General features: G+C 53.6%; 9 protein-coding genes. All 9 read right to left on the reverse strand.

What is annotated here, in order from left to right; genetic code table 11:
- Positions 1-202: 202 nt before the first annotated feature.
- Positions 203-544 (reverse strand): hypothetical protein, encoded by a 342-nt coding sequence (locus tag ABIZ35_RS13265; RefSeq protein ID WP_348220389.1) that lies wholly within the window; start codon positions 542-544, stop codon positions 203-205.
- The gene (locus ABIZ35_RS13270; protein ID WP_348220390.1) at positions 477-4,730 is read right to left on the reverse strand and encodes a hypothetical protein; all 4,254 of its coding nucleotides are present in this window, start codon (positions 4,728-4,730) and stop codon (positions 477-479) included. Before ABIZ35_RS13270 ends, ABIZ35_RS13265 begins: the two co-directional genes overlap by 68 nt.
- A gap of 762 nt (positions 4,731-5,492) precedes the next feature.
- The gene (locus ABIZ35_RS13275) at positions 5,493-7,871 is read right to left on the reverse strand and encodes a hypothetical protein (RefSeq protein ID WP_348220391.1); all 2,379 of its coding nucleotides are present in this window, start codon (positions 7,869-7,871) and stop codon (positions 5,493-5,495) included.
- Positions 7,872-8,270: 399 nt separating this feature from the next.
- Positions 8,271-10,907 (reverse strand): hypothetical protein, encoded by a 2,637-nt coding sequence (locus ABIZ35_RS13280; RefSeq protein ID WP_348220392.1) that lies wholly within the window; start codon positions 10,905-10,907, stop codon positions 8,271-8,273.
- A gap of 100 nt (positions 10,908-11,007) precedes the next feature.
- The gene (locus tag ABIZ35_RS13285) at positions 11,008-11,550 is read right to left on the reverse strand and encodes a CHAP domain-containing protein (RefSeq protein WP_348220393.1); all 543 of its coding nucleotides are present in this window, start codon (positions 11,548-11,550) and stop codon (positions 11,008-11,010) included.
- The gene (locus tag ABIZ35_RS13290; RefSeq protein WP_348220394.1) at positions 11,547-11,801 is read right to left on the reverse strand and encodes a hypothetical protein; all 255 of its coding nucleotides are present in this window, start codon (positions 11,799-11,801) and stop codon (positions 11,547-11,549) included. Before ABIZ35_RS13290 ends, ABIZ35_RS13285 begins: the two co-directional genes overlap by 4 nt.
- Before the next feature lie 122 nt (positions 11,802-11,923).
- Positions 11,924-12,286, reverse strand: a complete 363-nt coding sequence (locus ABIZ35_RS13295; protein ID WP_348220395.1) for a hypothetical protein — start codon at positions 12,284-12,286, stop codon at positions 11,924-11,926.
- 203 nt (positions 12,287-12,489) lie between these two features.
- Complete coding sequence (locus ABIZ35_RS13300) at positions 12,490-12,975, reverse strand: hypothetical protein (RefSeq protein WP_348220396.1); 486 nt, start codon at positions 12,973-12,975, stop codon at positions 12,490-12,492.
- A gap of 98 nt (positions 12,976-13,073) precedes the next feature.
- Positions 13,074-13,476 (reverse strand): hypothetical protein (locus ABIZ35_RS13305; RefSeq protein ID WP_348220397.1); only part of this gene is annotated, 403 nt, incomplete at its 5' end.

Here is a 13,476-nt window from a genome sequence, read left to right on the forward strand (position 1 = left end):
ATGGGCAAGATCTCCTGGGTACTGGAGCCATCAGGAAACCAGATGGGATTAGTCCGTGCTTCTTCTTGCATCTCTTCGAAGCGAGTGAGCGCCCGTCGTTCACCGGTTTCTGGATCAATGGGATTTGCGTTCGCGCGCCGCGTTTTCTTGGGCGAAGGGTCCGACATGATTTTGATCCTTAGGTAAATGAACGACTATGTTTCTATTTGTTTCGATCGTTAGGGTGAACCCAATCGGGATCATAAATATCTCCAAATTCAGCATTAACCTGTTTGATCCACTCGTCAGTCTCTGCGATCTGTTCCGGCGTGAGTACCGGAGCATCGTAATCGCCTTCATCCTTGCCGTATTTGTCTTTAGGAAACAGCTGTTCCTCAATGGGCAAGATTTCCTGGTTACTAGAGCCATCGGGAAACCAGATGGGATTAATGCGTGCTTCCTCTTGCATTTCTTCAAGCCGCGTCAATGCTCGCCTCTCACCGGTTTCCGGATCGATGGGATTGGCGCTCGCGCGCTGCGTTTTCTTGGGCGAAAGGTCCGACATGGCGTTGCTCCTTTGGTAAGTTGGTTTGATATTTTTCAGCTTGAGACTTAGATCGCGCCTCAACATCGTAAGGTTTTTTGATCCATGCCTCGATATGTTGTGCAATTGCGGGTGTCATTTCCGTTAAGTGAATGCCACCTTTTGTCAGCCAGAACATCAGATCGTGGGTAGAGCCATCGTATTTTTTGCCCGACTTGATTGCGTAATTAAGCACGGCGTCATGGAAGATAAGCTGTGCGGGAAATGGCGTGGCGATCTCGCCGTGTCCTTTGCCGAGCGATGGGTAGTCGAATGCCGTATGGGAGGCAATCGGTCGATCATAAAGTTTTTCTTTGTTAAGTTGCGCTGTTGTTTTGCCTTTTCCCTGCCCTGGTTCAATACGAACCAGGCTTACGGCGTATCCCGTGGGAATGTCGTGGTGGCCGTTGAAGCCGCCAAGCACGTCCTGGAAGTTGGGGACGCCGATTTTACCGGACAAATAGGGGTCGCCGAGGCCACTGTAGAAGATATTTCGAGCCTGGAATCCAAGCTTGGGCGCGATCTCATTCCATTGCTCCCAGGTTTTAATTGCCCGCGCCCCTTTGGCTTTGAGCAAGTATGCCGGAATTTTGGAAACGGCGAATTTTGTCGCTTCATCCAGATTAGCCTTACGCAGTATGCCTTTGTTTAACGAATAATTCACCTCGGCGCGGTAGGCGCGGGCGAAGGTTGGGTTTCCCATGGACATTCCGTGATCGCCGATGACGATTGCCGCCGTGAAGCCGCCTTTGGTGGCGTTGTTTTGAACCACGGTGCTCGTCGCTTGCCGGGAAGCGGCGGCGGAGACGCGCCCTTCGCGAGTCTCGGTGGCGTAGTAACGAGGTCCTGCATCTGGACGGATCACGCCTTGCGCGTCGGAATAAGTCTTTTTAGACTCATGGATCGGAATATAATCCAGGTTATGTGTCGAACGGTCATAGGCGAGCGCGGAGAGCATTCCGCCGATCTGTTTTCCATGGACTTCTTCTTTCTTACTCGCGATCCGCCAAATATCCTGCGGGGAAATATAAGTAGGCTTCCAGTTGCTCTGCTCCGTCAGTCCTCGCGTTCGGAAATTGATACTGGTTGGATGCGTCAGCGTAACGCGCTCCTCTCCTTCGGGGTACACATTATCGGGCTTGATGGCTTGAAGCGCCTCGATGTTGGCGCTGCCGTCAGGATGGATCGGGACGCCCCGGGTGTCCATGGGGATCGCCATGGCTTCGGCTTTGGAATATTTGCTCTTTCGTGCGCCGTCGAGTATCGCTTGACGCTGATCGTCGCTCATCAGCTCCCACTCGTTGTCCGAGTAGACGCGCGAAGGGTGATCGGAATCCCATGTTTTGAACTTGTCTTTCGACGCCTTCCAGAGGTTCGTCAGCTGCTCTTTGCCCCAGCCTTTCACGAGCGGTGAAAATTGCGACCGCCAATCGGCGTACCGCATTACCCCGCCTTTATGCTGGGCAAGAATTCCCGCGCCGATGACCGCGGCGTCACGCGCATTATCTGTGTCATGGCTTGCGGAGGTCGACGCATGCGTTTTCTCGCGATCGAAACGCTCCTGAAAACGCGTGAGCGCCGCGCTGATCTCCTGGCGGTGCATGGAAGGAAGTGCATCATCCTCCAAAACAGAAGAAGCCCCCGCTTTCGCGGGAGCTTCTTGGGAGATGATCTTGCCGGGTGAACCGGGCGGTGGGTCAGCCAGGAGATGATCGAACGCCTGCCGGACGCTATCCTGGATCGCCGGATTCTTCTGGCCTGTTTTGAGCGTTTGATTGACATCGCCCATCCAGGATTTGAGCTGCGTAAATATCGGACCAATTTTCTTGTTCGGCAGACTTCTATTGTGCAAATAATCGACAAAGGCGTTGGCGAATGCTTCTTCCTGAGGCTTCGTCCATTGCCCGTCCTTTACCCCAATCCAATTTTCGACATGCCTCAAATGCTCCCCACGGAGCTGGCGCCGGTAGATATGGCTGAGTTCATGGACGACTGTGGTGATGTCCGGGTGTTCCAGCGCCATCATCACGGCGCGCCCGTCAGGCTGAAATTGAACGGCTCCCTTGTCGCCCTGGAACAGAGTATTTGGATCGCCCTTTGAATTGCTCGCGGAAGGATGAGAATTCCGCGGAGATCCTTGCACGATATCCTGGAAGGTTTTCTGATACCAGAGACTTTTTGGATAGCCGGTTTCCTTAGACCAATGCGCGGCGCGGTCATCCGCGACCTGAGAGACGGCGTTTGCATGAGACGCTGGAATACCAAAGCTGGCGATTAAGCTTGCCGCCAAATCTGACGCGCCGCTGATTTTCGACTTCGGAGATGGAATGCGCGGCTCCCAGAGACCGTTTGCGCCCTTTTGCCAATCCGCCAAATTAAATGTTTCGCCCAGGTAGGGCGAATGCATGGGAGGACGGACGACGGAAGGCGAATATCCTTCTTTCACCGCCCAATCCATTTGCTCACCGAGCGGGGATTCATGATAGGAGCGCCCCACCCCCGAGGCCGGATCGTAGTAGTACTTCGGGTTGCCAGAGTAGCCGCCTTCATCGTCACGATCGAGAGCATAAGGATTTTTGGGCTTCGATGCGACCGCCTCAAACCCTGTCGGCGGGGATGGATCCGGATAAGCTTCGTATCCAAAATCCTTCTGCATTCTCTGTTCGGCTGCGGCTTTTACTTTCTGCGCCGCCAGATAATCTCGATCTAACAGCGATGTCTTTGATAGTTTCTCGGGAGCGTTGCGGTTCTGACGCATCTGCTCCAGCTTCGCCTCATGAGCCGCAGCCTTCTGGCCGTACATATTGGCTTCATCTTCACGCCAGGCGCTGATTTGAGCCTTTCGATAGTGCTGCGATGAGCGCGAAAGAGACAGCTCAGTAATATCGTTCTTTAGACCTTTAAAACCGCTGTACGCGCCATAGAGGTTCATTCCGAACATCACGGGATCATTTGCCGCCTGATCCACCGCTCCATCGATCACATTCTGCACCGTGGCGAGCGCCAGATCCTTGCCGCGGATCGGCTTCCCTTTCCACGTAAAGGTTTGTTTGGGATGAGCCGCATAATACGCCGCGCGAGCGATTTTTGAAGGCGCGCCGCGATCGCCGCCCGCGAAATTGTTATAGAGATCCGTATTGAACTTGTCGGCTTCCGTCTGCTCGGCGTCCAGCGCTTCCTTCTCAGTGTTAACGTCTCCCGTGGCGAGGGCGTACGATCCCACAGCGCCCGCCCCCAGCGCTTTCCCGCCTTGAAGCATCAGCGCCGCGCCGGTGGGGATCATGGAGGGCATGCCGGTAACGAATTTGACGCCGCTGCCCGCCATTTTTTCGACGGGATGATCGCTGAGAGCTTTGAGTTTTGTCAGGCTCGCCTGAACGCTTGCTGGGAGTGATTTGCCGTTTCGAATCGCCTGATTAAGAAGAAGTTGATTAGCTGCAGCAAACGTCCCGAGCGGGCCGAACAAGGAGTTGCTTTCGCTTGGCCCCAAAACGCTGTCGACCCACTTTCCGCCTTTGGCGGCCTGGCTCCCGAAGTACTGCGAGGTCTGCTGCATCATTTGCGCGGCTGCATTCCAGGTATCGGGATCAGTGAGATTGCCTTGAAAAAAACGTTCGCGCGCGTCAGGCGGCGGGTACGGTTTATTGAGCCGAATGTAGTCCTGAAGCTTCGGGTCGACCTTTATCGGATGAGAAAACTGATAGAGTAAATCATTGGGAGACGAAGAAGTAGCGATCGGCGCGTGCGAAGCGGCTTGTGGCGCCAAATGCTGAGAAGCCGCGTGAGGATTCGCCTGCCGCCGGCGCTGGGGCGACGCCAGCGAGGACTGAGGACGCGCGTATTCTCCGTAATGGTCCGTCACCAAATGAACGGGCGCGGGCGCTGTGGGAACCCGTTCCGGTTCTCCGTAGTGATTCGTTCGGTACTGAACGCGTGGCGGAGCATCCGGGCCGCCCCGCCCTTGTGTCGGGTCAATGACAAATCCCTGCCGGCGCAGCATATGGCCGAAGCCGGCATTCTCAGGCTTGCTCCAATAGCCCTGACGCTGAAGCTGGTGATATCGGTTCTGAATAAAGTTCTTCACTTGTGGAACTTGATCCATGGGGATATTGCGTTTCTTCAGCGCCGTCACCGCATCGGTAATTGTGTCGAATTGTAAAATAGCCATCGCGCTTCCTCACCTCTGACCTGCCGCAAAACCGTCACAAAAAAAAGCGCCCCAGGAATGCCTGGAACGCTTTTTACTCAAAACAGATAGGAACATATGTTCCTATTTATATTACCATAGTAAATATGTGGAAATCTATCAAATCATGCCTACAGAGCAATAAAGGTACAAAGAAAAATGAGATTCACTCAAATCCTCTTGACCGTGTGCGCACCATACAGTATACTGTTGTTGCAATTAGGGGTAGGCTCGGACCCGTTTCGGACGTTTGCACGACGCCTCTCCATGGGAGCAGTACGCGGCGACGGAGGGGCTATAAATGTTTTCAATTAAAGAGCTACGGACGAAGTGAGATGAGCTTTGCCCACAATTCAGGGTTAGTGTTTTCGCGCTAAATACACAAGCTGCTTAACCCGTCCGAATAAACGTATACTTGGCGCGGTCGTCGGCGGTATCGCCGATCTTGCAGATTTGACGCCCGGCGTACGGTCGTACGCCGGCATGATGCGAACAAAATAAGCTGTATATCACTCAAAGACTATTGACTAATTACACATAATGCAGTATACTCTTGTTGCAATTGTGGTTAAGCTTGGACCCGTTTCGGACGTTAAATCTCGGCGGCCGTTTTCCGGCAGGATGCAGATTGCCAAGACCCATCTCACTTGCATGGTGACCTCCGGAATTATTGATAAAATAGTCCCGGAGGATCCATTGATAAAGTGGCGTTAACAAAAAATGACGCTAGACGGACATCGGCTTTTAGCTGTCAGGTTTACGCCGTGAGTGCTTATCCGTGACATTTTTCCCTTCATCGGCAATGGGATATTTCTGTATTGATTTCAACACAAGATTTTTGTTCTTTCCATCATTAATTTCCTCCACGAGTAGATAGTGTGCTCCCATTCGCTTTTGGTATCTCACGCCTTTGATTACTCTAGGCGAGCCATCCTTGTTCTTACGAATAATTGTGGCGTCTTCAATTTTGTCATAGTTGGCGAGTATTTCGGGAATGTTTTCAATATCCTCGCGAGTTATTGGCAATTGTCCAATCCGCGGCTCTTTCGCATGCTCGTTGTCGATATGGTTCATTATATATGAATCAACGACATGTGTATATCCGCTAACATCATATGGTGTATTGGCTTTAATATCGGCAATTTGCCGTTCTGTGGCTTGAGAGATAGGTAGAGCGATTTTTTTAGTAGAAGTACGCTCCCGCGCCCATTCCCAGAGATCCGCGACTTTTTTCGATACAATTTCCGACGGGGAGAGTTTTACTTCTTTAGCATTAACCACAAGGAACGGCCAAGCTTCCTGTGGAATATTAAGGTCCGGGCTACCGTCATCCGCGTGAAGCCTAACGGCGTGATCATCGCTCGAATGAATTGTGTATTCTCTCCCATCCGTCAGCGTAACCGGCTGCCCGACATCGTGTCCTTCATAGGATGTACTGTGCCGATACTTCTTATGCGATTCATTCCACAGCCTATTAAGATCCTGCTTCGTCCATGACCCGACTTCAGTGGCCATCTGATTTTGCCACTCAGGCCACAAAATCTTTCCACTGCTTTTGATAAGCTTATACGCGCCGTAGATCGCCGCGTTATTGAATTTGCGCTCTTCATCTAATGAGGATAAGGCAGCGTGTGTCTTCTCTCTTTCGGTTTGTGCTTTGATAGCCGTTAACGCTGTATTTGCGTCTTCTTTGGTAATCAAGTAAGCTTCCGGTGAGGCTTTAGAGGGAGAGGCGACAACTTTTCGACAGGGAGAAACCGAACGTTCTCCAGACAAATCTTGCGCACTGGTTGATCCAGGTCCAGATTCCCCCCTCTGTCCAAAGGTTACGGAAGAGCCTGGTTTCGTTCCCGTCCGCCTAAGGTCTCCAAGCATTCCAACACCATGATAAAAAGGGGCTCCCGATAAGACCGTTCCAAACGGATCAGCTGGAAGATCGTCTCCGAATAATTTCCCCAAAGTGTCTTGGGCGGTTTTCTTTCCCTGGTCTGTTCGGCCCGCGACCGCCTGGTACCCTCCTTCTAAAACCCCGATCAAAGCGGTCGGGACAGGCCCGGCGCTTGCGCCCAAATCATACATCGTATTGATGGCTCTCTCACGATCGCCTTGGATGGCGCTCTTCGCGGCGCGGCCCACTTGTACGGGGGCGGACACCACGGCTCCAGGCAGCGCCATCGTACTCGCGGCGACGCCGCCCGCAGACTTAACAAGGGTGGACACAGGATTCGCCCGAAAATCGCGCCAGGGGTCCGGCCGCCCAATACTGGGTCGCTGAGGAGGCGGAACAGTGCCTGTGAGCTCCTGGTATTTATGAATGGCGTTCGCGCGCCATGTCCCTGGATAGGCGTCCATCCAATATCGAAAGTCGTTATTGAGTTTTTCCGCCCCCTCAGAGCCTGTTTGCTGGAACCCATCGATCCCGGTCGCCGCCGCGTGGAGACCGTCGCCGGCCATCGTCCGCAAAACATCCCAGTTGGAGGGATCTGCATTGGGAGTGGCGGCGTACTCCGCTTTCATGGCGGCGATATGCTGTGCTCCCTCGATCTGATGCGGGCTGAGATGCCGGCCACCCTGCTGGACGTTGCCGAACGTCGCATGGCTCCCGTCGTTGAAGTACGCCGTCGTCGTGTCCGTGCTCGGATCCCATCGCCGGATCTTGAGCCCAGTCCCGTTTTGAAGGATGGCGTTGTAGAGGGGCGTTCCGGCGATGCCGGGATCGCGGCTGGTCACGCTTCCATCTGGATGCCTTGTTGCTGGAAACGATCCACGCAGAGAAGCGGCGAGCGCCTGCCGCTGCGCCGCCAGCCGCAGGTTACGCTCATGCGCCTGCTGCTGGGGCGTAGGGCGAGGCGCCGGCGCGCGATTATGGGAAGGAGCTAAAGGCAGTTGTGGCCCCAACTGGTTAATATAAGCATTTGGATCAAATCTCAGCGCCGGCGGATCCTGATAAACACGGCGTGGCGCGTTGACAGCGAGCGGCATTAGCGGCGCCAGAAATCCAAGATCCGGTGACGTCGAAAGATAACTGGGTAGTTTCGGTGGAGCTTTGGGCATGGGATTCCTCAGAAAATCAAAAAGAGAGCAAGCACAAAAAAATGAGCAGTCGAATTTTCGACTGCTCACGGAGCGTCTTAATCATTTATATCCGTCAATATCACCAGCTGCTTAGGCCGTGCGAATAAACGCATACTTGGCGCGGCTGCCGGCGGCATCACCGATTCGGCGCGTTTGACGCACGATGTTGATGCTATTGCTCTTGAACATTCGTTCCCTATTCCTCGATAAGACGCATATAGCAGTAGACAAAATCATGTTTTCCTGGTATATTGTTTTCGGAAACAGAGATGGTGGAATGTGTATTGAGAAGTACACCAGCTGCGCTGGTAAGGTCTGACCTATGCATTTAGAGATTGCCTCCAGCACATTGTGAGAAAGGGCGGACTCGCCTGCCATCTCTGTTTCCATGTATTTGGTTTGTTCTTGGGTATTTAAGACATATGACGGCAGGCAAAATTTCTAAATTTAAGGAATGAACTTTGGTGGATGTAAGATTGATGAGCGCACTTGTTGACCTTGTTGCTTGCGCTTCGCCCAGATATTGACATCATTGGTGATATATGCTGAACGTATTGTGTATTGCCCATGCTGATTTGCAAAATCAATAACTGTCGCTTTATTGTCACCATTGCGACGAATAATCAATTTGTGATCCTTTTCTGCTCCATCAAAATATTCCGTCGGTGATTGCAATACATATTCCACGTGCTTTTGGACATCACTGGGATGTTCAAAAAACTCAGGATGCTTATTCTGTAAACGCAGGTAATTGGCAAAAATCTTTCCTGGTTTCTGCCCGAGTGTCGCAAAAAACGAGGAAGGGATCGGAACCTGCTTATACCCGAATTGCTTGCTTAGCTCTGGCGTAGAGGGAACGACTGGATATCCTTTCTTTCCAAGCGATCGGTCTAAGACATTTTTCACTTCTGGCGATATTTTCACATCAAGGCTACTGCCCTTAACCGTCTGATAAATCGACGTCATCCATTGCCGGATCTTCTGAAATGGTTCAATCAAGTGCACAGAGGGAGCCATGCCATTATGCAGATACCTCTCAAAAGCGTGCGCGAATTTTTCTTCATGCCAATCTTGCCATTTCCCATTTGAGACTCCCGCCCACTTTTCAATAGTCGCCATATCAGACGCGTCTAAATCCCTGCGAATGACGTGCCCAAGTTCATGCATGATTGTTGAAATATCTGGGTTCTCCAAGGCTGTGAGAATTGCGCGGCCATCATGCAAGAATTGTACGGCGCCGCGATTCCCCCCATATTTCCCACTTGTGGCATCCTTCCTGATATCCGCAATGCGCGTGCGATACCAGTCGGATTTATCGGCTCCTGTCTGAGTTGCCCATGTATCCGCTCGCGCATCCGCAATTTGACTGGCGGCGTGCGCCTCATCGCTGGAAACACCGAAATTCTGAACAAAGTGATTGGCAAGATCTTGGGCTGTGTGGATCTTCGAATGAGTGGGCGGCGTTGCATCGGGAAGAGCGCCACTTCCAGAAGCAGAACTATCCAGCGAGGATTGCCACAAAGGGTCACTGGTAACTCCTGCCGTCCCCGTAGATCGGAATCGTCTATGCGTCTCGTCCCACAACGTTTTCAACTGGGGCTTAATCCAATCCCCTACTTCCCGCACCATCTGGTTCTGCCAGTCAGCAAATTTGATGGAGGCTCCGCTCCTAGTGATCTTATCGGTCCCAACGATCGCAGCGTCATTGAACATTCGCGCTTCACGAGCAGTATCGGTTGAGGCCAGCGATTTGTCTTGTGTGCGCGCCTCAATTATGCGTGATTTCGCCGCCTGGACATCGCTTTGAGGCAATGAAGCGCCGTCGACAGTTGCAGTCTTGTCCGAGAAGACAGGAGAGGCTTCTTTCGAAGATGCAAGCTTCGGGGACTTGGCTGTATATCCGCCGGCGCGCCTTACGTTTGACTCAGACAGCACGGTCTCTCCTTGTGGCTTCGGCGCGGTGTGACTGGATTGCTGCTCGGCATTCACACGCCGAACAAACTCATTGCGTTGCCGTGTCAGTTCCGCCACCTTTGCGGGATCTCGAAGCTGCGTCGCAACGGAGATACGGTGATCGATCGCCGATAGGCCGCGAACGGCGAATCGCTTCAGCAGTGGATCGAGGTCCCCAAGAACGACTAACGGCTCATCATGGGCCAATTTCCCAAGACGCCCCGGCATGGCAATCAGCGTATCGATCGCATCGTCAGAATAACCGGCGCCGGCTTGCTGGTAAGCCCGAAACGGATCGTAAACAGGTGACTGAGCGCCTTGGCTGCCGCCGGCGGAGCCTAGAAACATTTGCGCCAGGTCAGTTGTGTAGGCGTCCATGCGCTGATTTCGTGTGGCGTCCCTAGGCTGATTGAAGTCTGCCTGCGTGTGCGGGTTCTCCGCTAGCATCGAACCTTGGTCGCGGAGATACTGGCCGGTTCGCTGAACTCCTCTCCCGAGATCCGTGCGGCCATGGGAAGAGAAAATTGCGTCGGAAACATCCGTGGCGCTGGCTGCGATCCCATTAAGCAAATTTCCGCCAACATTGTGCTGGGACGGATCATAGCCCTGATATGAAGGCGCGGGATCGGTATACATCGACTTGAAGATGGCCAGATAATTATCCAGCGTGGTCGGCTCACGCTGAATCACGGTTGTGCTTTTTATACTTCTTCTTTTTTGCTGCGCCCCTGCAACTGCATGGCGAGAAACGGACTGTGGGCGAGCAAATTCTCCATATTCGTCCGTTACCAAAGAGTCGCGTACAGGCGCTCCTCGCTGAGCCGGTCTGGCTGGGATCGGAGGCAAAGCGGGAACACGCTCCAGTTCTCCATAGTGGTTGGTCCTGTATTGAATAGGCGGTAAAGCAGTTGCGCGTGATCGTCCCTGAGTCGAATCAACAACAAATCCTTGCTGACGCAGCATGTGACCGAATCCAGCATTCTGCGGCTTGGCCCAGTAGCCTTGGCGCTGAAGTTGGCTGTACTGTCCTTGTATAAAATTCTTGACTTGCGAGACTTGATTCACCGGAACCTGCCGGCGCCGCAGTGCTGTTACCGCATCTGTGATCGTGTCATATTGAAACCCAGTCATTGTCATTCCTTATCAAACTGCTCACCAGCTTGTACAAAAATAAAGCACTCCCGCCGTGGGTACGACAGGAGCGCTTTACAATCTTGCACATACCTAGCTATCACGCCGTCCGGATAAACGCGTACTTCGCGCGGCCGCCGGCGGTGTCGCCGATCTTGCGCGTTTGGCGCGCGACTTCGTATCCCTCGCGGCCGCCATCGGTGTTCGTGTTGCCTTCGATGGTTTTGAAGACGCCCGACGTACGGTCGTACGCCGTCACGATCCCGGTGTGGGCGTAGCGGACGAGATGCGGCTCCCACCTCAGCATCACCCACCCTGGCGCCAGCTGCATGCGCGCGTCGTCCGCCGAGACGAGCAGACCGTTCGCCTTCGCGTGGTCCGCCTGGACCTGGCACGACGCCGTCGGGAATAGCAGCGTCACCCCGTTCGCGCTCGTGTAGCCTGACCACGAGAACATGGCGTAGACAAACGCCATGCACCACGGATTGCCCGGCGCGCAGCTGGCCGCCAGCAGGAACCGGTCGACTTCGCGCCCGCGATTGGAGCCGGGCGGCTCCTCCTTCGTCCCCAGATATTCGATCGCCCGCGCGATCACCGCCTGCTGCCGCGCCGCCTTTTCCGAAGAACTCAAATGAATGCTCAATGCGCTCCTCCTTCCATCGCCTCTTGTGTTGTTTCGATGGGCGGGTCTTGCTTGGGCGTCAGAGGACTTTTAGCGAGCGCCCCTACCGCCGTGACCACCGCCACGCCCACGGCGTTCCAGTCCACCTTGCCGTCCTGCGCGCTCTGCAAAGCCGCAAGCGCCGCCGACGTCAGCACCGCCCCGATCGCCGTCTTGTGTGAAGCAAAGAGCTTCATCGCCTGCTCCAAAAGCCATTTCCAGGTCTGTTTCATGTGCGCTTTCCTTTCGTATTCCGGGATTTGAGAATGGGTAATGACAAAGAAAAAGCCGCCTCTTGCGAGACGGCTAGCCGATCCAATATTCTGAAAATTTTCAATTGTTCTATTTCTTCATATCACCATGGCAGTCTAAAATAGGCGATCCCGAGGGGAACGTACAACAATGCCCAAATTAGCGCGTGCCGCAAGGTAAGCAGCGGGCGACGATGCTCGGGGAAGTCGAGCAACATGATCAAAAGAACGGGGACGCCACAAATCACCGCCCCAAATAGCGCCCAAGGATGCGGATAATGGAGATCGCTGGGATTCAAGGCCTCTGTGTTCGACTGCGCTTGCGGAGCGTAATGATAGAAAAGATAGGATCCGACAAACCACACGTAGGAAAGAACCAATGCATTCAGAATGGCCTCCATCGCTGCGGGAAGGCTTTCGAGCAAGGTTAAAAACCGGTCGCCTAATATTTTGAGGAGGTTCATCATCTATTGTCACTGTCGCCTGGCAAGCGAAACCGGAACGCTGACTTATGGGTGACGCGGTAAATGTTTTTTTGGCAAAATGATTGGCTTTTCAAATTCATGACCGCGCCGATCATTCTGATAGTTGTCGTAAGCCGCTTTCCCACCCGCGATGATACCAGAATTAATGAACTGATGAGCAGCGGCCCCTAAATATGTACACCGCTCTAACGCGCGATCTGCGCCTCCAGACGGGCGACTTCGGCCTCCAGCTCCGCGACTCTCACGGTGAGCGCGCCGATCTTTTCGGCCTGCTCCGAACGCTGCCGGCGCAGACTGTCGCGCTCATCCGAAAGCGCAGCCATCTCGCGACGCACCGACGCCAAACGTGTCTCCGCGTCATCGGCGCGGATGTGCGCGGCCTGGGCGGTGACTTCCGCCATCTTTCGATCCTCGCGCTCGACCCGAAGTTCGGCTTCCAGCGCCTTGACTTGCCGTTCGAGTTCCGAAAGCCGCCCCTCGTACTGCTCGAACAGCGCCTCCGTCCGCTCATCGAGCCGCTGTTCTTTGGCGGCCGACGCCACGAGCGCCTCCGCCTGCGCCTTGCGCCGAGCGCGGGCGTTAGTGGAAATTTCCTTGAGCATCCAGGTCGCAAGCGCCGTGGGAATGCCGGTAGCGATGGTCGTCGCCATGATTTGCAGTGTGCTGGACATAACGTTAAAATGAGGCAATCAATAAAAAAAGAGCCCCCGCATAGACGGGAGCTCTTTTGGCGACAAAGATTTGAGAAACAGAGATGGGAGAAGGCGTATCACTTCTTCTCTTGCAGAATATAGTAAGAAATGAAATGGATCGCAAACTCTTTGGGATCAATGGATTGGCGCTGCGCCTTCGCCATCTCAACATTCTTTTCCCAAATCTCTTTGATCTTGGATGGGGTATCCGGTGAAAACTCCATTTCTTGAGCAACGATCTCATCCCAAGAACCTTGGACGCCATAGATTTTGACCAAGTCCGGCGTCATCTGTTGTAGGCTTTGTTCGTGCTTCTCATCCAACTGGCCGATTGCCTTCAAGACATATGAGTCACTGTAGTTTAGCGGTTTTGGAGGGTTGAAGATTTGAGGAGACGGGAATCGATATTCCAAAAACTTCCTGCCAGAGGTTATGGATATGATCCCGTCTCCCGAATGGGCGGCTCTTTTGGAACCGCTC

This window comes from Capsulimonas sp., assembly GCF_039929585.1.
Lineage (GTDB): Bacteria > Armatimonadota > Armatimonadia > Armatimonadales > Capsulimonadaceae > Capsulimonas.

Coding starts and splice junctions, on each gene's coding strand:
- ABIZ35_RS13265 (WP_348220389.1), bottom strand. CDS start 544: ATGTCGGACCTTTCGCCCAAGAAAACGCAGCGCGCGAGCGCCAATCCC.
- ABIZ35_RS13280 (WP_348220392.1), bottom strand. CDS start 10,907: ATGACTGGGTTTCAATATGACACGATCACAGATGCGGTAACAGCACTG.
- ABIZ35_RS13290 (WP_348220394.1), bottom strand. CDS start 11,801: ATGAAACAGACCTGGAAATGGCTTTTGGAGCAGGCGATGAAGCTCTTT.
- ABIZ35_RS13270 (WP_348220390.1), bottom strand. CDS start 4,730: ATGGCTATTTTACAATTCGACACAATTACCGATGCGGTGACGGCGCTG.
- ABIZ35_RS13300 (WP_348220396.1), bottom strand. CDS start 12,975: ATGTCCAGCACACTGCAAATCATGGCGACGACCATCGCTACCGGCATT.
- ABIZ35_RS13295 (WP_348220395.1), bottom strand. CDS start 12,286: ATGATGAACCTCCTCAAAATATTAGGCGACCGGTTTTTAACCTTGCTC.